A 22,635-nucleotide genomic window follows, 5' to 3' on the forward strand; every position below is an offset into this window, starting at 1 on the left:
GATAAGAGTTATCCAATGGTAAATTGAGGGATCATCGTTGGATAACTCTTAAAGAGTGACGGATTGACGTGCCATCACTCGTTACCCGCTACCCGCGTGGATGCTGGGTACTCCTCCCGGGCCACTGTCTGGCGGAGATCCTTTCATCTTCGGAAAATCCCTGGCGACTAGGCCCAACGAAGACCCCCACCACGTGGTTGGGGCTTCGAGACGCGAGGCTGCGGTCAGGACTCCTTGAGAAGCACCGATGTGCTCGGGTAGCTCTCAGCGAAATTGTCCGGCAGCGGGGCGATGAAGACGTTCTCCGTGCGGGTGCGGGTGACCTTCCACTCACCGGCGATCCGCCGGAATTTGTTGTTGAGCCTGCTGGAGCGCAACAGCGCCGTACCGTCCGAGTACAGCCAGGGCTGCATGTGGATCCAGTAACCCTGTGCCTCATCCCCGTCCACGTAGATCTGCTCCGAGGTGAGGTAGTGGGCATTGAGGATGAGCTTCGGATCCTGATCCGCTGGCCAGAATCGGTTGAAGTGGGCGCGGATGGCGTCCTTGCCCTCCGCCTTGCCGAACTGCCCGGTGTAGTATTCGCCGACGCCTTCCCACACGGCGTCCTCGGAATAGAGCTCCAGGATCTGCTCGATGCGTTCCTCGTCGCTGACCGGGGGGAACCCGGGGAACGGGGTATCGCAGAGGAACATGTACTTCGCCTGGATACGGCGGATTTCGGCTTCCGCCTCCAGGACATCGATCCGACGTTCCAGCCTGGTGATCATATCTTCGGTCATCCTCAGTTCCCCTCCGTGCTTTCGGTGCTCCCGGCTGTCTCGATATCCCGCACGACCGCCTTGGCCCGCTCCACCCAGCCGCGGACGTCCGCACCGGTCACCCCGTGCGGCAGCTGTGCGAGTCGTAGCGTCATCGTGTACATGCCGGAGGGATCACGGACCGGCAGCACCATGGAGCCGACATTGTAGATTTCGTCGTCCTCGACTTCGCGGGGGTCGTAGTCCAGCCGGGTGGCACCGATCGCTTCCCGGATGCTGCGCTCCTCCAGCGGGGTCAGGTTCGCTTTCTTGTACTCCCGGGTGGCGCGGATCATCTGGTCGTAGGCATTCGATCCGGCTTCAGGCAGGAGCGCCAGCAGGTAGCCGTGCTCCCGGATGAACGCCAGACGCTTCAGGTGCCGTTCGCGCACCTCGTCGGAGACGTTCTTCAGCTTGTTCATCCACCGTTCCTGAAGCTCGGCGGGCTTATCGAACATGTAGCTGTCACCGATCGGGGGAACCAGGGGGAACCGGCTTGCCAGACCACCTTCACGGGTGGCATCGGCTGACAGCTCCGAGAAGACGGTGGCGAATTCGTCATCGCTGATGGCGGCGAACACCGAGACCTCACAGCCGATCGAATGCGCCAGATCCTCCAGCTTCTCGCTGGTGCTGTGGGCGGCGTGGATCGCGGGGAGAATCTCGTGGCTCATCCGGGACACCTGCTCAGCGCCGGCGAAGCTACCGTACCCACCCTGGAAGAACAGCAGCGGTGCCACCGAGTTGGTCACCTGGAGATCAGCGACCGAGCAGAGCACGATCCAGTGGTCCCCGGCCTCGACGACATCCGCGATGGTGGTGTCGACCCAGGCAATCGAGTTCTTCAGGATCGGGTCTCCGGAAGGCGAGGGGTACCAGTCGATGCCGTCGAGCTTGTTCTCCCAACGCTGCGCTATGGCCAGCATCTCGGCCTGCTGTTCGCCACCGAGGATGTTGATGCACAGCGAATCGCAGTTGCGCAGCTTCTGGAAGGTCCGCGAGGTCTTCATCGGCATGAAGGACACCAGCGGCGGATCCAGGGAGACCGAGGCGAAGGTGCCCACGACGAGCGCCAAAACCTCACCTTCCGCGCTGCGCCCCGTGACGACGGCGACGCCGGTGGGGTAGTGGCCCATCACTTCACGAAAGACCCTGGGATCAAATGTTTCGGGAACGGTGGCGGTCATGGTGAAAGTCCTTTCTGTTTGAGGGATACGGGAGCCGGATCCCGGTCTCAGGCATCGGTCCTGGCGTGGTGTTCCTGCAGGCGCCGACCCAGCCGCTCTGGACGGAGCAGGAGGGCGGCCACCAGGCCGGCGACAACCAGGAAAACGCCGGTGATCAGGAAAGCGGAGTGAACGCCGTCAGCCATCGCCACGGCCATCGCCACCGTCGGCTCGGTACCGCTGGCCGGGGCCTGGTATCCTGCGGCGGTCATCAGCCAGCCCACCAGGATCGGGGAGATGATGGCGCCGAAAGCGGCGAATCCACCCAGGGTGGCCATCATGATGGGGCGCTGCTTCGGCCCGACCGCGTAACCGATGGCGGAAGCGGCCATCGGGAATACCAGGCTGCATCCACCTGCGATTGTCAGCAGGAGCACGGACAGAGCGTCCGGAGCGACGGGCACCAGCAGGAAGGCGAGACCGGCAACGGCCGTCGACAAGCCGAAGGGGACCGCGATGGCCACGTGCGCGGAGCGTCCGCTCTTGAGCAGTCGCTGGCCGAGCCATCCCAGCACTAGCAGAACCAGCGCACCCAGCACCCACGGGAAGGTGGTGTAGACGCCGACCTCAGAGAGTGAGAGCCCGATGACGGTGTCCAGGTACTGCGGGAGCCAGGTGGTCAGGAACCCCTGGACCCAGAAGTTGGAGGCGCCGCCGAGCAGCGCCGCCAGGAACGCGAGGCTGAACAGCGCGTACCAGATGTTAACCGGCTTCTGCAGGTCCACCGTGTCGGTATCGGTTTCGGGGTCGGTAGCCGCAGGGGAGGCCACCGGGGCGTCATCACGCGCCGGGGCGGTCTTCGCGCCGCCGGCACTGTAGGGACCATCGCCGCCGAAGATCAGCCAGACAGTGATCCAGACCAGGCCGATGATGCCGAGTGCACCGAACGCCCAGCGCCAGCCCCACATGCCGATCACCCAGGCGATGAAGGGAGCGGCGAATACGGGACCCAATGTGGAACCGATGGCGATCAGATTCGAGGGCAGCGCCCGGCGCGAGGGGTGGAACCAGGTGTGTGCGGAGGTCAACGACATCGCGGTGGCAGGTCCCTCAGCACCGCCGAGGATGATGCGGGTGGCCAGCAGCACCGCCGCGCCACCTCCGAGCAACATCGGGAACTGCATGACCGCCCACGTGACACCGAGAGCGAGGATGATCCAACGGACGGAAAATTTGGACGCCAGGATGCCGGTAATGACCGAGACAATGGCGTAGAGGAAGAAGAAAGCACTCCCGATGAAACCGAATTGTGTCGGGGTCAGCCCGAGCTCCGGCATCGCCTGTGGAGCGACCAAACCCAGGACCGCCTTGTCCGCGAACGCGATGACCTGAAAAACCACCAGCAGTCCGACGATGATCCAGGCGCGGGCCGTGGGACGATGCCTGTCCCGGCTGATGCTTTCCGATTCTGCCGGTGCTAACCCCTCCACCGACTGCTTTGTGACTGTCATCATCTCTCCGATCCCCGGACGAGTTCCGGTGTCTCTCTATGGATGTGACAGAAAAGTAACTGTGATCCGCCTTACACAGATAGTGGGGAAACCTTTACTCCGGATCTCTCCTATAGGAAAAAGACCTCACGTAGGGTGAGTTTCACAATTTGTTGACGTGAATAACCCCACACCGGCAGACTTCACCAGCCGTGCAGGAGAATCGATGACTTCGACCTACCGGAACCGGGGCATCAGCGAACAGGTGACGGCCGTCCACAACGGCGACATCACCGCCGCTGAACTCGCCACCGCGGTCCGAACCGACATCAGCCGCTACGAGAACCAGCTCAACGCCTGGATCGCCCTCGCCGAGGTGAACAATCCACTCCCAGATCTCTCCGGTGGTGCTCTTACGCCCACCGAATTCCGCCCGCTGGAAGGGGTGTCGATCGGGGTAAAGGACATTATCGACGTCGCGGGCCTGCCGACCCGCTCAGGTTCGCCGGTGACATCCGATGCCCCAGCCACCACCGACGCCGCGTGCGTCGCCCGCTTCCGCGAGCTCGGTGCAGTAATCCAGGGAAAGACGGTGACCACCGAGTTCGGCTACTTTTCTCCGGGACCGACCGTCAATCCCTGGGACCACGGGCGCACACCGGGGGGATCCTCCAGTGGTTCAGCAGCCGCCATCGGCGCCAATACCATCGCCGTCGCCCTCGGCACGCAGACAGCGGGTTCACTGACCCGCCCCGCGTCCTTTTGCGGCGCTGCAGGCATGGTGCTGGCTGTCGGGTCGACCCCGATGGCCGGTGTGTCCGGGCTGAGCGAAACACTGGATGCCCTCGGTCTGCTGACCCGCTCGGTGACCGATCTGGCCTACGTCTACTCCACGTTCACTGGTCAAGACCTCGAGGGCATCGCGGACCCGTCCCCAAAGTCCACACTGCACATCTGGCACGGCTCCGATCTGCTGCCGCTGGCCCCGCAAATGCAAGACCTGCTGCGGGAGATCCCGCGGCTCGCCACTGATCTCGGAGTCGACCACGAAGACCTTGACTGGAACGACCACGTGACGACCCTCGCCGACGACCACCGCATGGTGATGGGGTACGAAGCCGCACAGACGATGGCAGCTGTCATGACCGAGCACGAGACAGAGCTCAGCCCCCAGCTACAGGAACTGTTGCGCGGCGGTGCCGGGATCAAGGAGCAGGATTACCGGGAGGCGCTGACCCGTCGAGACATCTCCCGGCGCGCCCTTGAACGGCTGCTCGGCCCCGGCGGAGTGATCATCGGCCCCGCCGCCCAAGGTCCGGCCCTCAACCGAGACAAAGGTACCGGGTCGCCGGATCTCAGCCGCGCCTGGCAACTGCTCGGTCTGCCCGTGGTTGTTGTCCCTGGTGCCCGGTCCACCACCGGAATGCCGCTGGGGTTGCAGCTGATCGGGCTGCCCGGCTCGGAGCAACGCCTGCTCGCGCTCGGGCAAGACCTCGAGAAGCAACTGCGGCGTCTGCCCTCGTTCTCTGAACACACCTCCCAACCGACGCTGAAGGACCTGACATGGTAATCAAGCCCCGACCGACCAATCACCACCACATGTTCCTCACCTGTTACGAGGACACCTTCAACTATGGCTGGCATCATGTTGACCTGTTCGTGCATGACGAACACGGCCGGGAAGTGAACTGGGTCCACTGGACCGTGGAGGCGGACGGTCCGGAGGCCGCGGACACGTCTGTTCGCCGAGAGGAGCCGGACCTTCGCCGCACCACCGCCTGGAAGCACCAGGTAAGTGCTTTCGGGATGAACTACTGGACCGCTGACGCAGCCTGGGACTGAAACAACCATGACCAGCTCACTCATCTCCTCTGGGCCCAAGAGCAGGAACGCCGTGCCCCAGGACATCGACTCCGTTCCGCCCACCAAGGTCTACGTCATCGACGATGACCCGGAACTCTGCGAATCTGTCGAATGGCTACTCGACAGTGCGGCCATCTCCTGCACCATCTGCAACAGCGCCGATGAGTTCCTCAACCAGTTCGATCCGGGCAGTCCGGCTTGTCTGGTCCTCGATGTGCGCATGCCGCGAATGAGCGGTACACGTCTTCAGGAACGTCTCAACGAGATTGCCCCGCACGTGGCCATCATCTTCGTCTCCGCGCACGGTGACATCAATATGTCTGTGTCCACGATGAAGGCCGGCGCGCAGGATTTCCTGGAAAAGCCTTACGAGCCCCAGCGGCTGATCGACGCCGTGCAGCTTGGGGTGGACAACGCGGCGCAGCGCTTCCTGACCTATTCTCAGGCTCGCGAGCTGTCCGAGAAGATCGCCCTGCTGACTCCCCGGGAACGGGAGGTGCTGGTCCTAGTCATCGAGGGGCTACCCAGTCAGACCATCGCCCGCCAGCTGGGGATGAGTGTCAAGACCGTAGACGTGCATCGCACCCGCATCAAGATGAAGACAGGCGCGGACAGTATCGGCACGTTGGTACGCGATATTCTGCGGTACAACGTCAGCGTGTCCTGATCCAGGGGGAAGCATCGGGGCCGCACGGGCTTGTGTGGAGTGATTAGCGCGTATTCCCAGGAAGCCCAATGGAGGCTGTAAACGTCGGCCGGCGATCAGCGAGACCTGGATCCACCGCTTACCCGCGTCGAAAAACGCAGAGAAGGCCAGGGACACTGCCCCCGCTGAAGACCCCGCCCATCATGAGCATCGAGAGGATGACGGACGCCCAGGTATGCAGACTCTCCTTTATAACTGGGAAGAGATCCTGCGGCGCGAGGAAGAAGAGGAGCCCATCCATCCGCCCAGATCAACAGGAGGTCCGGGATGAGGTGGAGGCGGTCGGGGGTCCTAGATTGAGGGGAGTACAATATCCACCTCAATCTGTACCGCAAGGAAAGCCCCTTCTTCGCTTGAGTGACAGGGATGGTTATTTTCCTCTGCGCAGCAACGGGACTAGGTGGAAAACAACAGCTCCACCCCTCCGCTTTTCGCAGACCTGGTGGAAACCCGTGCAGGATGCAGGGCCTCAGCGACATCAGATTGCTCGAAGAGGGTGGGCGTCCAATTTTCCGACCATCCCAGAACGGCCCCGTTCTACACTGGAACGGGACCGGATTCGGTGTCACGTGTCAGAAGTACTCCAGCACCAGTTTCGGATCCTTCGTCCGGGAGACGCACACTGCCATGGTCTCGCCGGCCTCGCGATCCGACTTCGTCAGCACGTTGTCACGGTGCTCCGGAGTACCCTCCAGCACCTCCATGATGCAGGTGCCGCAAATGCCCTCCTCACAGGACGTGTCAATGCCGCAGCCAGCGTCGTTGAGCACCTCGACAATCGAGCGGTCGGCGGGCACGTGGTAGGTCTCCCCGTCGAGCTCGACGTCGAACTCGGTGTTCTCGTAGGCCTCCTCCGGCTCCGTTGGCTTGAAGTTCTCGAAGTGGATGGACTCCTCCGACAGCTTCTTCCCGGCGATGGTCCTCACATTGTCCATGAATCCCTCGGGACCGCAGACGTACAGATGAGTGTTCTCGGGAGTGGCCTCGACGGTCTCCGTCAGCCGCTGCTTCTGCTCTTCGCGGCCGACTCCGAGATGCGCGTGGAGCTTGTCCGGGCACTTCTCGGTGAGGAGCGGCAGGAAGGCGGCCTCCTCCTCGCTGCGGGCGTAGTAGTGCAGTTCGAAGCTGATGTCACGCACATCCATGTACCGGGCGAGGCTGAGCATCGGGGTGATACCGATGCCGCCGGCAACGAGAATATGGTGCTCGGCATCCTCAGCGATCTGCAGCAGGTTACGGGGGGCGGAGACCTGCAGCTGGTCCCCGATTTTCAGCTCGTGCAGTGCCTCCGAGCCACCCCGGCCACCCTCCTCGCGCTTGACCGCGAAAAGATACGCATCCTCACCGTCGGGTCGACCGCACAACGAGTACTGTCTGGTCAGTGAATTAGGACCCACGACGTCGATGTGCGCGCCGGGGGAGTAGTGCCCGACCGGCTTACCGTCGGGCAGCGTCAGATAGAACGACTTGATGGTGGGGGTCTCCTGGACAATGTCCGAAACCACAACGTCGATGAGAGACATCTCTGCACTCCCCTTTCCTTGACTGTTCGGTCAATACCGACCGGTGACCGGCGATGGTGGTTGGATCAGCGGACGTAGAGGCCGCCGTTGATGTCCCAGCAGGCACCTGTGACGAAGGCGGCATCCTCGTCAGCGAGCAGCGACACCGTCTTGGCGATGAAGGCGGGGTCGCCCAGGCGCTGAACCGGGATGCCCTCGATCACCTTGTCGAGTTTGTCGGCGGGGACGGTCTGGTGGACGATCGGCAGATCGTGTGGGCCAGGTGAGATAGCGTTGACTGTCACGCCACGTCCCGCCAGCTCGCGGGCGAAGATCTTGGTGGTGGTCAGGATCGCACCCTTAGAGACCGCGTAGTGACCGCCCGTCGCCGTGCCGCCGTTCTGCCCCGCCAGCGAGGCCATGTTGATGATCCGGCCGTAACCCTGATCGGCCATGGCTGCGCCGAAGACCTGGCACCCGAAGAAGATGCTGTCCACATTGGTGGTGAGCACCTGATTGAAATCCTCCTCCAAGAGGGTCATCAGGTCGGCGGCACGGGTCACTGCGGCGTTGTTGACGAGGATCGTGGGAGTCGCCCATTCTGCGGTGATGTCTTTCAGAGCCCGGACAAAATCCTCCCGCTTCGACACGTCGAGCCGGAGAGCCCGGGCTGTGGAACCGTCGGTGGAGAGCTCCTTGGCCAGCTCCTCCGCCTTATCCACCGCGATGTCGGCGAGGCCGACGCGGTTACCATCGGCGTGCAGCTTACGGACTATTTCCTGTCCCATGCCTCCGGCGGCGCCGGTGACGACCGCGACACCCGGGATATGTGCTGTTTCTGTCATGATGCCTCTCCTAGATGAGGAAGCCGGCGGCACTGACGGCGTCTTCACTGTTGATGAGGCGGGCGACCTTCTGGGCGATGCGGCCACCGTCGTCGGACAATGCGATAGTGTGCGTCAGTTCCGCTCCGAGGGTCTGGTGGCTGTTGCGCTTGAACGCGGTGAGCACCTGCGTGGAACGGATGATCACCTCGTCGTCCGAGACCGACTTGACCACGAATGTGGACACCACCCGCGCGGTTCGGGCTGCAGCGACAGCGGAGGGTGCATAGCCCTGCATCATGCGCTCGACGCGCAGGTGACGCATCCGCTTGTCGTCGTAGATCATGTTCAACGAGGCTGCGAAATCTTCGGTGTCAGGATCGATCGGCACCACGTAGTAGGCCTCGTCCGTGAACAACTCTTCCCAGGCCGGGTAATCCTTGGCATCCAGGATCGCGGCCTCCTTCCAGATCAACTCGATGGCGCAGAGCACCCGCTCATCGGAGAGGCTGGTCGACTGGAGGTTCAGCAGGGAATTAGTCATCGCTCATCATCTTCTTCCACATGTAGTAGGCCTCACGCATGCCGGTCTCGTCGGTGACATGCGAGGTGGGCCAGCCTTCGTCGTTCTTGTATTCGCGGTTCAGACCACGGTTGACCAGAATCGGCATGTTCGGGTTGCCGCCGGCGCCAATCTGCACCCGGTCCCAGCCCTCTGCGTCGTCCGGTGACCCGAAGCCGAAGGGCCCCTGGAAGTGCTCGTGGATGCGCAGCCGCTCACGGTTGACGCTCTCGGGGCCGCCGTCCATGCCAATGGCCATGTGCCAGATCTCTGTCTCATTCACCGAGATCGGGATCAGCACCCGGAAGAAGGCGGAGGACATGCCGATGTTCGGGAACATGTTGAGGTTGAAGCCACACCCATGCATCGAACGCATGTAGCGGCGGATGCGCTCCGGGCTCTCACCCGCCGCCTCCAGCTCATCGACGAGGTGCTGGAACCGCGGCTGGATCTCCTCAGTGCCGTCGTCGATGTCCAGGTCCACGTGAGCCGCCGCCATGATGCCCACGCTGTGGCCATTGCCCAGGGCGTGGGTCTCGGCCGCCGGGTCGTCCATAAACGACATCATGTCGGCGGTCTCCTCGTCCACCGATGCCATCCACGACTTGTGCACCATCGGGAAGTGGTAACCGTCCGTGGTATTCTCCAGCTGGATCTTCCAGTTGCCCTTGAAGCGGAACTTGTGGATGCCGATGACCTTCGTCGGAAAACCGTTGGACTGCTTCAGGAAGCGCTCCATCCAGATCTTCGCGTCACCCAGGTGCTCCTCCAGCGGCGGGGCGTCCTCGTTGAAGGTCGCGAAGATCATGCCCAGGTAGGACTCGGTGCGCAGCTTCTGCAGCGGGAAGTTCTTCTTGTCCACCACACCTTCGTACCCATCGGGGTAGGGGATGCCGCGCAACCGGCCATCCAGGGTGTAGGACCAGTTGTGGTACGGGCAGGTGAAGCCGTTCGCCTTGCCGTTGCGCTGGTCGCAGACCGTGGCGCCCCGGTGGCGACAGCGGTTGAGCAGGGTGTTGAAGTTGCCCTTGCGGTCGCGGTTCACGATCACCGGCTGGTCACCGACATGCGTGGTCTTGAACGAACCGGCCTCGGGGACCTCGCTCTCATGGGCAACCCACACCCAGGTCTTGTAGAAGATCTTCTCCATTTCCTCCTGGAAGATCTCTGGATCGGTGTAGAGCGCGCCGGCGACCCGGTCGCCCTCGACCAGGGTGGCGAATCCGCCCATGGGTTCCTGCGTGGTGGTCATCGTTTTCCTCCAGTTGTTGTGGTGAGTCAAAGTGAGCTGTAGGCCGGATCAGAGTTCGACGTCGTCGCGGATGACCAGCTCCCGGCCCATCCGCGCCTCGATCTTGAAGTACTTCCACAGGGCGAACTCGCCGACCATGATGGTGCGCATCAGGTTGCACGCCTCCTTGACGGTGGCCTGATCCTTCACGTCGGCCAGCACATAGAACGTCCAGGGCCAGCCGTCGGAGGGACCGACCATGTGGGAGTCATCGTCGAAGGTGCCGATGACCTCCACACCGTCCATGTCCCGCAGGCTGGTCAGAAAGGTCTGGGTGGCGACCCATACCGGGCCGATGTCGGCCTTCGGCAGATCGAAGAAGTTCTGGTTGTTGCCGACACAGAACAGGGTGCGCAGTTGGTCTTGCGCCATGGAGTTCTCCTAACGGTTCAAGGATGAAGGTGGCCCGGGATATCAGGGGAAGCTGGGGATACCGGCGTTGAGACCGAGCAGCAATGCACCGGAGGCCTCGAAAGTGTGTTCTTGGAGCATCGCGTGCTGGGCGGGAACCAGACCGTCCTGTAGAAAGCGCTGCATCGGGTGCCGCTCAAAAATGGCACCGGTTCCGGCGAGATTGAACGCCGCAAGCACCACCTCTCGGCCCACGTGAGCAGCCTGGGTCGAGGCCATCCGCAGCAGGGCTTTGTCCCGGTCAGTGATCTCCTCGTCGGCGACCGCCTTGGCCCAGACTTCCTCGGTGGTCTCGTAGAAGAACGCCCGGGCGGAACGCAGATCCGCCTCCGCCTTGGCCAGACCGGACTTGTAGACCGGACGGTTACCTTTGGCCGGGCCGCCTGTGATGGAGGCCTTGGCGGAACCGACCTCGGTGACGTAGTCCAGTGCGCCACGGGCTGCACCCAGGGCCACGACCGCCAGCACCTGTGCCGCGTAGGCGATGACCGGGTACCGGCTGATGGGCTCGTCGATCGTGGGCTCTCCGCCTCGGACGAAGGTCATCTCCTCGGGGATGAATACCCGGTCGGCACGGACGTTATGGGATCCCGTGGCTTTCATGCCAGCGACGGACCAGTTGTCGACGATCTCGACCTTCGCCGGATCCACCAGCGCCGTCAGCGGCTTACCGTTGGTGCCCTCTCCGCCGCGGAGCCCCATGCCGAGCAGATCCGCCCCCTTGCAACCGCTGGCGAACTGCCACTCGCCGGAGCAGATGTACCCACCCTCGACCCGCTCGGCCTCGAACATCGGGAACATACCGGCGGCAAAGACGATGTCCGTGCTTTCCGCGTAGATCTTGCGCTGGGTCTCCACTGGAAGGGAGGCAAAGTACACCGGAGCAGAGCCGAAACTCGCTACCCACCCCGTGGCGGGGTCGACGGCGGAGATCTTCTCGACCTGCTTCATGAACTTCGCCGGAGACTGCGGCTGCCCCCCGAACTGCTCGGGGATGGCCACGCCGAACAGGCCGGCTTTCTTGAGCAGGGCGATGTAGTCGCGAGGGACGTGGCCCTTCTCGTTGAACTCGTCACGACGGTCCCGCAGGACCTCCAGAGCGTGGTCAAATGCGGCCTCACGGGCTGGCCCCGCGGGCTCCGCAGCTACCTCAGCCGCGAGCTTTCCGGCCGCCGTGGCGGCGTCAGCGGTGTCCGCGATGATCGCGGCCGCGCTTTCATCCTTCATTGCTAGTCCCATCGCCTTGCTCCAATTCCTGCGACTTCGATTGCTGTAATGGCGATGCTATGGCGCCCCTCACAGTCGCGGTATTGGAGAAAACCGGCAGGTCACTAAGGAATTCTTTAGCAGAGAGTGAAATTTTCCCGATTCGCCAGCGGAGATGGGGGATCTAGGATCATGAGCATGATTCCCGGCAGTGAGGACCTTCAGGCCATGGCGCAATACTCGCAGAACGCAGTTCTGCTGCATGAGAAGGGTTCTTTGCGCATCCTCTGGGCCAACAACCGGGCCTGCACGCTCTTCCAGTACAGTCTCGCCGAATTGCGCTCCCTCAAAGCGCATCACATGAGTTCGCAGGATGAGCGGTACCGGCGCGAGGACGGTGTAGCCTGGCTCCACTCGGCCGCCCTCTACGGCTCCAGTCGGAGGCAGTGGAAATACCAGGCCGCAGACGGCACTGAATTCCTCACCGACGCCACAGCGACCGTCGTTCCATTCAAACAGGACGAGGTGATCATGGTGGAAATGAGATTGATCGAGGAGAGTGGGCAGGTGCCAGATTCCCCGGAATGGGTCTCGGCCTCACTCGAACGCATCATGTCACACACCGCCTCCGGCGTCCTGGTCCTCGACACCGATAACCAGGTCGAACGAGCCTCCCCCTATGCCGCCGGGCTCTTCGGCTTCACCGCCGCCGGAATCATTGGGCAGGAGCTGGAGTCTCTGGGGTCAACGGACCCCGGGATCAGCGAGGAGCAACTCCGGGAGCCGGCCCAGCAGCCCGAGGGGCGGGTGAACTTTCGCATGAAGGTGAGGGTGGACGACAGCAATATACGCTGGCTGGCCTGCTATCTGGAGAACGTGCGGATCGAAACAACGACTTATCGAGTGCTGACTATGCGCGACATCACGGACCGCGTGGAGGCGGAAAAACGTGAGGAGGCACAACGTACCCAGTTGCAATACCTGAGCCGCTACAACGCGATGGGGGACATGGCGATGGTCCTGGCCCACGATCTCGGCCAGCCGCTCGCCGCATCCCTCAATTTCCTCAGCGGACTCAAGACCCGTCTCAATACGCCCACCCCGAATTTCACCCAGCTGAACTACGGGATCGAGATGGTGGAAAAGCAGCTCAGGCGCGCCTCCGATATCGTCGCCTCCGCCAAACGATATGTTCGGCGCATCGAGAGCACCGCCGCTGAATTCAGCTTCCCGTCCACCATTGAGGAGTCCCTCTACTTCGTTCGTCTCCGCGCCGAAGAGGAGGGGGTGGCGGTTAACACCGACCTAGGAACCGACGAACTGATGATGGAAGGCGAGAGCGTGCTCATCGGCCAGGTGATCATCAACCTGTGCATGAATGCGATCGATGAGATCAAGCGACCGGAGACCAAGGTGAAGGAACTGGACATCAAACTGACCGAATTCGGTGGCCTCGCTTCGCTTTCAATCGCAGATCAGGGACGGGGCATGCGTGCCGTTCCAGACGAGCAACTGGCCGCCGGCGCCTTCAGTTCGAAGAAGGACGGCTCCGGCATCGGCCTGATCATTTCGGAGCACATCGCCCAGCGTCACGGCGGGACGATCCTGTTTACCCCGAATCAACCGCAGGGAACGATCGCGACGTTGTCTCTGCCGTTGAAGTCGAAACAGGAGCCGAACGGGGCGGGGAGATAGAAACAATGCTGGCCGATTAGGCGTGGCAGTAGGCCCGAACCCGGGTGACCGCGAAGTAGCAGACCATAACGTGACGTTGATCGCACTACCTACCCAATCACCGTGTCCACCATCATCCGGGCCCCGAGCCGACATCTAACCGAGCGTTAGCGGGAATAACCATGCAGATCTCCGTGGTCCTCGGACTCTCCGCGGGCGGCCGCTCACAACCATCGAATCAGAGACCGGGGATACTGAACTGGTTGTCGTCCCTCCCAGAATGAACCCTGATGTCAGCCCATCAGGGATGGAATAACGAGAACCAGCCACGGGAAGATCGCGAGGATGAGAATCACCACGAGGTCCGAGATGATCCACGGGATGGCCGAACGGTAGAGGGTCGGCAGTGGAAGCCAAGGGGCGACACCCTTCATGACGAAGAGACTCATACCGAACGGTGGAGAAATATTGCCGATCTGGAGGGTGACCAGGACCAGAATCGAGAACCAGACCCCATCCCACCCGAAGCCAGTGGCAATGGGCATGAGCAACGGTGCCGTGATGAGCATGATGGATGCCTGGTCGATGAACGCGCTCAGGAGAACCAAGAGCACGATGATCAGGAACAGCATCAACGCTCCGTTGGTGATGGACTCCGAGACCCAGACAACCAAGCTCTGCGTGGCGCCCATGTAGGCCATGATCTGGGCGTACAGTGTCGAGGCCATGACGAGGATAAAAATGGAGCCGGTGATACGCGCCGAGGAGATGCAGGCGTTCAACAACTCCCGCAGGGGCAGACGCCCAATGACCATCGCGACGACGAGGCTGGCGGTTGCCCCGATCGCTGCAGACTCTGTTGGAGTAGCGATACCGAAGAAGATGATGCCGAGAATGACAAGGGCCAGAACACCGGGAATCAGCAGATTGCGCATGAAACCCTGAACGACCTCACCGGCGCTACGGCTCGGCATCCCTTCGCTGTCGCGAGCCTTTCCGCCGCGGGACTGATACAACACGATGAACACGTACCCGACGGCCATCAAAAGACCGGGAATGATACCCGCCATCAACAGCGGACCGATTGGAACCTGGGCAATACCTCCCCACAGGATGCCGAGAGCGGTGGGAGGAAGAACCATCGCCAGGCCACTGGAAGCGAGGATTGACCCAGCGGAGAGTTTGGTGGCGTATCCCGCCTCCCGCATCTGAGGTAAAAGGGTACGGCTGAACAAGGCGGTGTTTGCGAGTGAGGAGCCAGAGAGAAGTCCGAAGGCGGCGCCGCCGGCAACAGTGACCATCGGGAGGCGGCCTGGGACCCGACGCATGAGGAGCGATATCTCGGCCAATGCATCCTGAGCTATTCGGGAGCGGAAGAGAATCTCGCCCATCAGAATGAACAGGGGAATAGCGGAGAAAGTGAAGCTGTTCACTGAGCTGATCACGCTCAGACTCACCAGTGTTGTCGTCGCCTCAAAAGTGTCGAAGATAATGAGGGATGAGACGATGCCGATGGCGAAGAGACCCCAGGCCACCGGAACCCGGAGAAAAAGAACAATGAGAAGCGCGACGATGAACAGGGGGAGAAAAAGATACCATTCCATGGCCTAGGCCTCGCTCTCGTTAGTTAAGGTGCTGCGGAAGACCCGGACGAGATTGATGACTGTGGCGTACAGTGCACCGACAAAACCAATGAACACGACTGCTGTGAGCCACCAACGCCGCAGATAGAGTTCGCCGGCCATTGTCGTGCCTGTGTCGATGTCGTGGATGAAGAGTTCGAGCACGGCGAAGGTGATGAAGGCAGTCACGAAGAGCTGCACGAGCAGCCCGAACACGTTGAGCCAGTGGAGGGACCGAGGGCCTACGAGGAAGTCAACGATCTCGACCCGGAAATTGTCGTCCGCCGCGGTAACGGCAGGAATAATGAGGACGGTGAGGACCACCATGCTCAGCGAAGCCAGCTCGACGGCACCCACCACTCCGAGATCCACGACACGAAGCAGGACAGTGGCTGTAACGAAGAGGGCAAGGACGAGCGTGAGCAGTCCCGCAATCTGACCCAAGACACGTACAGGAGCCCACACCCTGCCCTGTAGTTGTCCTGCGGAGTGCTCCGTTTCCACAAATTCTCCGACATCGACGCCTCCGTCGACCCCGCTAGTTTTGTCGATCATTGTCCCATCTCCTCGAGAATGCCCTGTGTGGCTTCGGAGTTATAGCCACCGGGCACCACTTCAGTCAGTTCCCCAGTGAATTGAGTCTCGTAGGCGGTCTTGAGTCGTTCGGCGGCCGGAGTGGCTGAGATGATCGAGTCCCAGTCCAGGTCCTGCCAGGCATCACGGTAAGCCAACTGGAGAAGCCGCTCGGCGGCCTCGTCAGAGAGTGGATTCTCCTCGACGCCCGCTTCATTCCAAACCGCGGTCTCTTCGATGTTGGTCTTGAGGTAGTGCTGGAAAATGTCCGGTTCGGTCTCCGCTATCGTCCGAGTGAGCGCTTCCCGAGTTTCTTCTTCCAGGTTCTCCCAGGTCTGCTCGTATATTACGAGGTTGGCGACTGACTCATAGAAGCGAGGGCTCACGTCATAATTGACGACCTCTTCCAGGCCGAGGCTTGCAGGCCCCACAGAAGCCCAAGTCGCTCCATCCACCACGCCGCGTTCGAGCGCTGTATAGACCTCGCCCCCAGGCAGATCGACGGGAATACCACCCAATTGCTCGACGATATATGAGGTGGCCGGGGATGTTCGTACCGACTTTCCCTCCAGGTCAGCTCCATCGAGCGAAGTGTCCACTAGGATGACCTGCGGCATCCCTGAGACTGTGTGACCAAGATAAGTCAGGCCCAGCTGATCCCGGTGAATTTCGTCGTAAATTTCCCGAACCCCATTCTCACGCTCTTCCATCGGAGTGAAGGGACTAAAGCGCGGAACGTCCATCGCAGGAAGTTGATTCACGTAATAGTCGCCTGGCAGGTGTGCCATATCAACTACACCGGCCGAGGTAGCTTCAATGAGTAGATTCGGATGAATGACCTCCGGACCACCCTTGAAGTCGACGGTGATCCACGGAGCATTTTTCTCGAGGTTCTCGAGAAACATCCACAGCCCGTCATTATTTGTATGAGTCGTGGCGAAAGAACTTGCCAAAGTCAGCGTGACCGGATCGGGCCCTTCGGAAGTGGTCTCGTCTTCAAGAGTGGCTGAACAGCCTGTAAATAATAAAGCACTAGCGAGCAGTGCAGGAATTAAGACCTTCTGCAGTTTCCTCATGTTTCTCCCAGGTTGGCGCGTGAATACGCGACATTCGAGCAACAACAATCACACAGATCGAGGTGTGAACTACTTAACATTAAGCAGTGGAAAGTGGCTTCAACCATAAGAAATATCTTGGTTCCCGGTAAAGAAACCTCTAGCCGATCAAGCCTTGTGCAGTAGTGGCAACAGATGTTCAGGAAACACTCGCGAGCTCATCGATAACCCGGTTAGACCAGATGACGGCAGGAGGACCGGAAATCTCCCACCCTGGCAGAAGTTAGGTACCGCTCACTCGCGCGGACCCTCGTTCGGTCACCAACTACACTGATCCCCCATGCCCGAAGGTCACGTCATCCACCGTCTCGCCGCCGAACTCAACAGCGATTTCACCGGACAGGATCTGACCGTGACCTCCCCGCAGGGCCGGTTCGCCGCGGAAGCGGCCCTCCTGGACGGTCACCGCATCGCGCACGCCGAGGCCGTCGGCAAGCATCTGTTCGTCGACTTCGACATCGACCACCCTGAGCACATCGTCTACATCCACCTGGGCCTGATCGGCTCGCTGCGCTTCGAACCGAGCGAAGACGTGTGGGGGCAGATCCGCCTGCGCATCGACAACGGGGCCACGGCCGCGAACCTGCGGGGGCCGCAATGGTGCCGCCTGGTCACCGACGCCGAGCGGGACGCGGTCGTCGCCAAGGCGGGCGAGGATCCCATCCGCGCCGACGCCGACCCGGAGCAGCTCCGGCCGAGGATCGCGCGCAGCCGCCGCAGCATCGGCTCCCTGCTCATGGACCAGAAGCTCTACGCCGGGGTGGGAAACATCTACCGCGCGGAGACCCTCTTCCGCCTCGGCATCTCGCCCTTCCGGCCCGGGAATCAGCTGACCGACGCCGAGTTCGACTCGATCTGGGCGGATCTGGTCGGCCTGATGGCCATCGGCGTGGAGCGCGGTCGCATCGACACCGTCCGCGACGAGCACACCCCGGAGGCCATGGGCCGCGCACCTCGCAAGGACGACCACGGCGGCGAGGTCTACGTCTACCGCCGCGCCGGGCAGCCCTGTTATCTCTGCGGCACCCCGATCACCGAGCAGGTGATGGAGGGCCGCAACCTCTTCTGGTGCCCGACCTGTCAGGCGGATTGACGTTAGCCTGGGGCGCATGAGCTATGCGTACCCCGTCGCCGATATCCGAGCCGCCGAGCAGGTGCTTCTCGACGCCCAGTCGGAGCCCGACGAGCTCATGCGGCAGGCCGCCCATGCGGTGGCGTTGGCCGCGAAAGCCATGTGCGCCGCCGAGCCCGATCTGATCCAGCAGCTGCAGGCCACCGACGACCGCATCCTGTTGCTCGTGGGCGCCGGCGGCAATGGTGGTGACGCCCTCTACGCCGGCGCGGAACTCGCCGCCGGGGGCAGGGGAGTGGACGCCGTGCTGCTGGGCCGCGACGGCCGCGTGCACGAGCGCGCGCTGACGGCCTTCAAGGAGGCCGACGGGGAGGTGCTCGAGGGACTGCCTATGGATGTGCGGCCCTACCGCTTGATCATCGACGGGATACTCGGTCTCGGCGGCGCTGGAGGACTCGGGGAGAAGACGGCCACCTGGCTGGAACTTGTCACGATGTTCTGGATCCCGGTCCTGGCCGTCGACGTGCCCTCGGGCATCAACGCGGACACCGGCGCCCTCCCGCCGGAGGTCACCACCGATCTACCGAACCTGGCCCTGGGGGTAGACCCGGCTGCCGGACGGGATGAGCGGCGCAAGCGCGTCCTGCGCCAGCACATACGGGCCGAGGTCACGGTGACCTTCGGCGCGCTGCGCCCGGCGCACGCGGTCGCCGCCGACTGCGGCGAGGTACTGCTCACCGACATCGGTATCGACGGCGACGAGCTGTCCCGTCGGCTGATATCCGCCTCGGTCCGGCAGGGCGGCGACCCCGGCACCCTGGTCAGCCGAGCGGTACCGGCCGCCTCAGGCATTGAATGGCCCGAACCACTGCGGCCGATCAATCCTTTCCCGAACAGCGAGTCAATGGAACCCGGCGCGGACGAGGACAAGTACTCCGGTGGGGTGGTCGGCATCTGCGCCGGTTCGGGCCAGTATCCGGGTGCCGCCGTGCTGACGACGATGGGTGCGGTGCGCGCGACCAGTTCAATGGTCCGTTATATCGGACCGCAGGGCCTGGAGGTCGTGCGTGCCCTACCGGAGGTCGTCATCTCCGACTCAATCGGCGAGACCGGGCGCGTGCAGGCGTGGGTGGTCGGTCCCGGCCGTGGTACGGATGACGACGCTGTAGAGGAGCTGGCGGAGCTGTTGGCCCGTCCCGAGCCACTGCTCATCGACGCCGACGGACTCACCCTGCTCAGCGAGAGTGCGCAGCTGCGCACTCAACTGCGGGAGCGGGAGGGGACGACGTTGCTCACCCCGCACGCCGGGGAGTTCCGGCGCCTCGCCGAACCACTCGACCTCGATATCCCGGACCCCGATGAAGACCGTCTCGGCGCCGTCCGCGCGCTGTCGGAAGATCTGCGCTGCGGCGTACTGCTGAAGGGCCGACACACGGTGATCGCCCGGGGACCGGGCAAGGACCTCACGGTCGTCGACGCCGGCTCCTCGTGGGCAGCTACACCCGGCTCAGGGGATGTGCTGTCCGGTATCGCCGGCGCCTGGCTGGCCCGCGGGGCGGCGAAAGCGCAACGTTTCGACGCCGCCCATCCAAAGATCCAGCACACCGGCAGCTTCCACCCCGCACTCTATTCGACCGGTGAGGCGGTGCAGGTGCACTCCGCTGCCGCATGGCTGGCGGCCCAGACTCCCGATGGGCCAGCGCCGACGACTGCATCGCGGATCGCGGAGGCGGTTCCGCAGGCGACGGCAAGGATGACGAACCGGAGGTAGGGAGAGCACAACTGCGCACTCCCCACCTCCGGGACGGCGTCACAGATGCTTGGTCACTCGTGCAGGTTCTTGCCCTGGATGCCCTTGGGCACCAGGAGCACGGCGGCCAGGGAGATGGCCGAGATGACGGCGATGTAGACGCCGATGCTCAGTGAGTTGCCGGTGTTGTCCAGCAGCAGCTCGGCGATCATGGGGGCGAAGGCGCCGCCGATGATGGAACCGATCGCGTAGCCGATGGAGACACCGGACAGCCGGACGCTGGCGGGGAACATCTCCGCGTAGAGGGCCGGCTGCGGGCCGTAGGTCACGCCCAGGAGCGCGCCGAGGACCACGACGGCGATGCCGAACAGGAGCGGGTTCGCGGTGTCGATCAGCAGCCAGGTCGGAATGGCCCACAGAATCATCGCGAGGTAGCCGAAGGCGAAGGTGCGCCTGCGCCCCAGGCGGTCGGACACGGCGCCGAAGTACAGGGTGGCGACAATCCAGGCGATGGCGGTCACGGAGGTCAGCCCGAGCACGACCGGTCGGCCCATGCCGAGAACGTTCGTGCCGTAGGAGACGAAGAACGCGATGGCGAGGTAACCGGCGGCGTTGACGCCGGCGAAGATGAGGGCGGCGAGCAGGACGGTCTTCGAGTGGCCGCGGAACAGTTCGGACAGCGGGGCCGAGGACTTCTGCTTGAGTTCCTCCATCTCGGAGAAGACGGGGGACTCCTCGACCAGGCGGCGGATGAAGAAGCCGATGAAGATCAGCACCAGGCTGGAGACGAAGGGGACGCGCCAGCCCCAGGCCTCGAACTGCTCCGGGGTGAGCACGGTGGTCACGACGAGCATGAACAACGTGGCCAGCAGCATGCCGGCCGGGACACCCACCTGCGGGAAGGCGCCGAAGTACCCGCGCCGGTTGGTGGGGGCGTGCTCGACGGCGATCAGCGCCGCGCCGCCCCACTCGCCGCCGGCGGAGATTCCCTGCAGGATGCGCAGGAGGACGAGGAGGAGCGGCGCGGCGATACCGATGGCCGCGTAGTTCGGCAGCAGGCCGATGGCGACGGTCGCGCCACCCATGCCGATCAGGGTGAGGACGAGGACGGGCTTGCGGCCCAGCCGGTCGCCGAGGTGGCCGGCGAGGACGGCACCGAGCGGGCGGAAGAGGAAGCTGATGCCGAGCGACGCCCAGGCGATGACCTGCGCGAGTGCGGGGCTGTCGTTGCTGACCGGGTTGAAGTACTGGGTGGCGAAGATCAGTCCCGCGGCCTGGGCGTAGATGAAGAAGTCGAACCATTCGATGGTGGTGCCGACCATGGCGCCGGACAGCACCTTGCGGTGCTCCTTCGTCAGCGGGGCCGGGGTGGGGGCGGTTGTTACACGGTGGCCAGAGGCAAGGGTGTCATTGGTCATCGGTGTGAACTTTCTGTGCGGCGCACCCGGAAAAAGCGCGCAGGCAGGCAAAGTGAGGGGCCGGGACGGTGGAGGGGACCGTCCCGGGGGTCGACGAACCGGGCAACCGGCTCAGCGGTCGCCCTGGCGGCGTCGGGGTGACTGTGGGGTGCGGCGTGAACCGGCGGGTGATCAGGCCTGCGGGCGGTTGTCGAGGAGGCGCTTGGCCTTGCCCTCACCGCAGTCGACCTGCTCGCGGATGTCGACGTCGACGGAGACACCGATCCGGTCCTTGATCAGCTTGCGCAGCTGCAGGCGGGAGGCGTCGATCTCGTCGGCGGTGCGGCCGGGGGCGTGCTCGACGACCAGGGTGAGGTGGTCCATCCGGCCCTTCTTGCTGAGCACGCACTGGTAACGGGGACGGAGGTTCTTGTCCTCGACGATGATCTCCTCGAACTGGCTCGGGAAACAGTTGACGCCGCGGAGGATGATCATGTCGTCGTTGCGGGCGCCGATCTTCTCGAGGCGACGCATGGAGAATGCGGTTCCCGGCAGGATGCGCGTCAGGTCGTGGGTGCGGTAGCGGATGACCGGGAAGGCCTCCTTGGTCAGGGAGCTGATCACCAGCTCGCCGTACTCGCCGTCCGGCAGCGGCTCACCGGTCACCGGGTCGACGATCTCGGGATAGAAGTGGTCCTCCCAGATCGTCAGTCCGTCCTTCGTCTCGACGCTCTCCTGGGCGACGCCCGGCCCCATGACCTCGGAGAGACCGTAGATGTCGGTGGCGTCGATGCCCAGCCCGTCCTCCAGGTCCCGGCGCATGCCCTCGGTCCAGGGCTCGGCCCCGAAAACGCCCACGCGCAGCGAGGTGTCGCGGGGATCCCGGCCCTCGGCGCGCAGGCGGTCGAGGATGGTGAGCATGTAGGAGGGGGTGCCCATGATGGCGTCGGGCTGGAAGTCCTGCATGATCTGCAGCTGGCGCTCGGTCTGGCCACCGGAGGTGGGGATGACCGTCGCACCCAGCTTCTCGACGCCGTAGTGGGCGCCGAGGCCGCCGGTGAACAGGCCGTAGCCGAAGGTCACCTGCACTTTGTCCCCGGCGCGCACCCCGCCGGCCCGCAGCGAGCGGGCCACCAGGTCCGACCAGTTCTCGATGTCACGGCGGGTGTAGCCGACCACGGTGGGGCGTCCGGTCGTTCCGGACGAGGCGTGGATGCGCACGATCTGGTGCTTGGGCACCGCGAACATGCCGAAGGGGTACTCCTCGCGCAGGGTCTCCTTGTCGGTGAAGGGGAACTTCGCCAGATCCGACAGCTCGCGGAAGTCATCCGGGTGCACCCCCTTCTCGTCGAAGGCCTTCCGGTAGTGCGGCACGTTGAAGTAGGCGTGACGCAGGGTGTTCTTGGCGCGTTCGGTCTGCAATGCCGTGATCTCGTCACGGGAGGCGTACTCAATTCCCGTCTGCGGGCCATTGTGGGTGGAGGTGATTTCGGTGACAGAAGTCATCGGGCATTCCTTTCTGGCTGATCCTGGCATTCAGCGCCGGTGCCTCTTATCGCCGGGGCCGTGGGTCCCGGGGCTCCGTGCTGCTGTCGCTCGGTCCGGTCACGT

Annotated in this window: 20 protein-coding genes; 6 read left to right on the forward strand and 14 right to left on the reverse strand. The window is 63.2% G+C overall.

Going from position 1 to position 22,635, the window contains the following annotated elements; genetic code table 11:
- Positions 1-224: 224 nt before the first annotated feature.
- Genes A605_RS13755 through A605_RS13765 form a run of 3 tightly spaced genes read right to left on the reverse strand, consistent with a single transcriptional unit; the run spans position 225 to position 3,477 of the window.
- A complete protein-coding gene (locus A605_RS13755; protein ID WP_015402115.1) occupies positions 225-770 on the reverse strand; it encodes a nuclear transport factor 2 family protein in 546 nt (181 codons plus the stop codon).
- Between the two features lie 14 nt (positions 771-784).
- The gene (locus A605_RS13760) at positions 785-1,987 is read right to left on the reverse strand and encodes a flavin reductase family protein (protein ID WP_042440188.1); all 1,203 of its coding nucleotides are present in this window, start codon (positions 1,985-1,987) and stop codon (positions 785-787) included.
- A gap of 47 nt (positions 1,988-2,034) precedes the next feature.
- Complete coding sequence (locus A605_RS13765; protein WP_027004367.1) at positions 2,035-3,477, reverse strand: MFS transporter; 1,443 nt, start codon at positions 3,475-3,477, stop codon at positions 2,035-2,037.
- 205 nt (positions 3,478-3,682) lie between these two features.
- On the opposite strand from A605_RS13765, the gene A605_RS13770 reads away from it, so the two are divergent.
- From A605_RS13770 to A605_RS13780, 3 genes are read left to right on the forward strand one after another with little or no spacing between them, the layout of a single operon-like run.
- On the forward strand, positions 3,683-5,026 hold the full coding sequence (locus A605_RS13770) for an amidase (RefSeq protein WP_015402118.1): 1,344 nt from the start codon (positions 3,683-3,685) through the stop codon (positions 5,024-5,026).
- Positions 5,020-5,298, forward strand: a complete 279-nt coding sequence (locus A605_RS13775; protein WP_015402119.1) for a hypothetical protein — start codon at positions 5,020-5,022, stop codon at positions 5,296-5,298. Before A605_RS13770 ends, A605_RS13775 begins: the two co-directional genes overlap by 7 nt.
- A gap of 52 nt (positions 5,299-5,350) precedes the next feature.
- Complete coding sequence (locus tag A605_RS13780) at positions 5,351-5,986, forward strand: response regulator transcription factor (RefSeq protein ID WP_015402120.1); 636 nt, start codon at positions 5,351-5,353, stop codon at positions 5,984-5,986.
- Between the two features lie 611 nt (positions 5,987-6,597).
- Here the strand turns inward: A605_RS13780 and A605_RS13785 are convergent.
- From A605_RS13785 to A605_RS13810, 6 genes are all read right to left on the reverse strand, one after another.
- A complete protein-coding gene (locus A605_RS13785) occupies positions 6,598-7,548 on the reverse strand; it encodes a PDR/VanB family oxidoreductase (RefSeq protein WP_015402121.1) in 951 nt (316 codons plus the stop codon).
- Positions 7,549-7,613: 65 nt separating this feature from the next.
- Positions 7,614-8,372 (reverse strand): SDR family NAD(P)-dependent oxidoreductase, encoded by a 759-nt coding sequence (locus A605_RS13790; protein ID WP_015402122.1) that lies wholly within the window; start codon positions 8,370-8,372, stop codon positions 7,614-7,616.
- A gap of 10 nt (positions 8,373-8,382) precedes the next feature.
- A complete protein-coding gene (locus A605_RS13795; protein WP_015402123.1) occupies positions 8,383-8,895 on the reverse strand; it encodes an aromatic-ring-hydroxylating dioxygenase subunit beta in 513 nt (170 codons plus the stop codon).
- Entirely contained in the window at positions 8,888-10,165 is a 1,278-nt protein-coding gene (locus tag A605_RS13800; RefSeq protein WP_015402124.1) for an aromatic ring-hydroxylating oxygenase subunit alpha, read from the reverse strand. Before A605_RS13800 ends, A605_RS13795 begins: the two co-directional genes overlap by 8 nt.
- 48 nt (positions 10,166-10,213) lie before the next feature.
- Positions 10,214-10,576 (reverse strand): hypothetical protein, encoded by a 363-nt coding sequence (locus tag A605_RS13805; protein WP_015402125.1) that lies wholly within the window; start codon positions 10,574-10,576, stop codon positions 10,214-10,216.
- A 42-nt stretch (positions 10,577-10,618) separates the two neighbouring features.
- Positions 10,619-11,842 carry an acyl-CoA dehydrogenase family protein gene (locus tag A605_RS13810; protein WP_015402126.1) on the reverse strand — a complete coding sequence of 408 codons (1,224 nt, stop codon included), beginning with the start codon at positions 11,840-11,842 and terminating at the stop codon, positions 10,619-10,621.
- A 177-nt stretch (positions 11,843-12,019) separates the two neighbouring features.
- Between A605_RS13810 and A605_RS13815 the strand changes: the two genes are divergently transcribed.
- The gene (locus A605_RS13815) at positions 12,020-13,516 is read left to right on the forward strand and encodes a sensor histidine kinase (protein WP_027004369.1); all 1,497 of its coding nucleotides are present in this window, start codon (positions 12,020-12,022) and stop codon (positions 13,514-13,516) included.
- A gap of 272 nt (positions 13,517-13,788) precedes the next feature.
- On the opposite strand, the gene A605_RS13820 is transcribed toward A605_RS13815, so the two are convergent.
- Genes A605_RS13820 through dctP form a run of 3 tightly spaced genes read right to left on the reverse strand, consistent with a single transcriptional unit; the run spans position 13,789 to position 16,766 of the window.
- A complete protein-coding gene (locus A605_RS13820; RefSeq protein WP_015402128.1) occupies positions 13,789-15,099 on the reverse strand; it encodes a TRAP transporter large permease in 1,311 nt (436 codons plus the stop codon).
- Between the two features lie 3 nt (positions 15,100-15,102).
- On the reverse strand, positions 15,103-15,672 hold the full coding sequence (locus tag A605_RS13825; protein ID WP_015402129.1) for a TRAP transporter small permease: 570 nt from the start codon (positions 15,670-15,672) through the stop codon (positions 15,103-15,105).
- Positions 15,669-16,766, reverse strand: coding sequence for a TRAP transporter substrate-binding protein DctP (gene dctP, locus A605_RS13830; RefSeq protein ID WP_081602147.1), 1,098 nt, complete (start codon positions 16,764-16,766; stop codon positions 15,669-15,671). The genes A605_RS13825 and dctP overlap by 4 nt, the downstream gene beginning before the upstream one ends.
- Positions 16,767-17,085: 319 nt before the next feature.
- Between dctP and A605_RS13835 the strand changes: the two genes are divergently transcribed.
- The gene (locus tag A605_RS13835; protein WP_015402131.1) at positions 17,086-17,898 is read left to right on the forward strand and encodes an Fpg/Nei family DNA glycosylase; all 813 of its coding nucleotides are present in this window, start codon (positions 17,086-17,088) and stop codon (positions 17,896-17,898) included.
- A gap of 16 nt (positions 17,899-17,914) precedes the next feature.
- Positions 17,915-19,648 (forward strand): bifunctional ADP-dependent NAD(P)H-hydrate dehydratase/NAD(P)H-hydrate epimerase, encoded by a 1,734-nt coding sequence (locus tag A605_RS13840; RefSeq protein ID WP_015402132.1) that lies wholly within the window; start codon positions 17,915-17,917, stop codon positions 19,646-19,648.
- 53 nt (positions 19,649-19,701) lie between these two features.
- Here the strand turns inward: A605_RS13840 and A605_RS13845 are convergent, their stop codons facing one another.
- The gene (locus A605_RS13845; RefSeq protein ID WP_027004370.1) at positions 19,702-21,045 is read right to left on the reverse strand and encodes an MFS transporter; all 1,344 of its coding nucleotides are present in this window, start codon (positions 21,043-21,045) and stop codon (positions 19,702-19,704) included.
- Positions 21,046-21,216: 171 nt separating this feature from the next.
- Entirely contained in the window at positions 21,217-22,530 is a 1,314-nt protein-coding gene (locus tag A605_RS13850; protein ID WP_015402134.1) for an AMP-binding protein, read from the reverse strand.
- Between the last annotated feature and the right edge of the window lie 105 nt (positions 22,531-22,635).

Origin of the sequence: Corynebacterium halotolerans YIM 70093 = DSM 44683 (assembly GCF_000341345.1) — a bacterium.
In the GTDB taxonomy this organism is placed as follows: domain Bacteria; phylum Actinomycetota; class Actinomycetes; order Mycobacteriales; family Mycobacteriaceae; genus Corynebacterium; species Corynebacterium halotolerans.

Excerpts from the sequence above, each read along its gene's own strand:
- A605_RS13755 (WP_015402115.1), bottom strand. The coding sequence starts at position 770 with ATGATCACCAGGCTGGAACGTCGGATCGATGTCCTGGAGGCGGAAGCC.
- A605_RS13760 (WP_042440188.1), bottom strand. The coding sequence starts at position 1,987 with ATGACCGCCACCGTTCCCGAAACATTTGATCCCAGGGTCTTTCGTGAA.
- A605_RS13765 (WP_027004367.1), bottom strand. The coding sequence starts at position 3,477 with ATGACAGTCACAAAGCAGTCGGTGGAGGGGTTAGCACCGGCAGAATCG.
- A605_RS13770 (WP_015402118.1), top strand. The coding sequence starts at position 3,683 with ATGACTTCGACCTACCGGAACCGGGGCATCAGCGAACAGGTGACGGCC.
- A605_RS13775 (WP_015402119.1), top strand. The coding sequence starts at position 5,020 with ATGGTAATCAAGCCCCGACCGACCAATCACCACCACATGTTCCTCACC.
- A605_RS13785 (WP_015402121.1), bottom strand. The coding sequence starts at position 7,548 with ATGTCTCTCATCGACGTTGTGGTTTCGGACATTGTCCAGGAGACCCCC.
- A605_RS13790 (WP_015402122.1), bottom strand. The coding sequence starts at position 8,372 with ATGACAGAAACAGCACATATCCCGGGTGTCGCGGTCGTCACCGGCGCC.
- A605_RS13795 (WP_015402123.1), bottom strand. The coding sequence starts at position 8,895 with ATGACTAATTCCCTGCTGAACCTCCAGTCGACCAGCCTCTCCGATGAG.
- A605_RS13800 (WP_015402124.1), bottom strand. The coding sequence starts at position 10,165 with ATGACCACCACGCAGGAACCCATGGGCGGATTCGCCACCCTGGTCGAG.
- A605_RS13805 (WP_015402125.1), bottom strand. The coding sequence starts at position 10,576 with ATGGCGCAAGACCAACTGCGCACCCTGTTCTGTGTCGGCAACAACCAG.
- A605_RS13810 (WP_015402126.1), bottom strand. The coding sequence starts at position 11,842 with ATGAAGGATGAAAGCGCGGCCGCGATCATCGCGGACACCGCTGACGCC.
- A605_RS13815 (WP_027004369.1), top strand. The coding sequence starts at position 12,020 with ATGATTCCCGGCAGTGAGGACCTTCAGGCCATGGCGCAATACTCGCAG.
- A605_RS13820 (WP_015402128.1), bottom strand. The coding sequence starts at position 15,099 with ATGGAATGGTATCTTTTTCTCCCCCTGTTCATCGTCGCGCTTCTCATT.
- A605_RS13825 (WP_015402129.1), bottom strand. The coding sequence starts at position 15,672 with ATGATCGACAAAACTAGCGGGGTCGACGGAGGCGTCGATGTCGGAGAA.
- dctP (WP_081602147.1), bottom strand. The coding sequence starts at position 16,766 with ATGAGGAAACTGCAGAAGGTCTTAATTCCTGCACTGCTCGCTAGTGCT.
- A605_RS13835 (WP_015402131.1), top strand. The coding sequence starts at position 17,086 with ATGCCCGAAGGTCACGTCATCCACCGTCTCGCCGCCGAACTCAACAGC.
- A605_RS13840 (WP_015402132.1), top strand. The coding sequence starts at position 17,915 with ATGAGCTATGCGTACCCCGTCGCCGATATCCGAGCCGCCGAGCAGGTG.
- A605_RS13845 (WP_027004370.1), bottom strand. The coding sequence starts at position 21,045 with ATGACCAATGACACCCTTGCCTCTGGCCACCGTGTAACAACCGCCCCC.
- A605_RS13850 (WP_015402134.1), bottom strand. The coding sequence starts at position 22,530 with ATGACTTCTGTCACCGAAATCACCTCCACCCACAATGGCCCGCAGACG.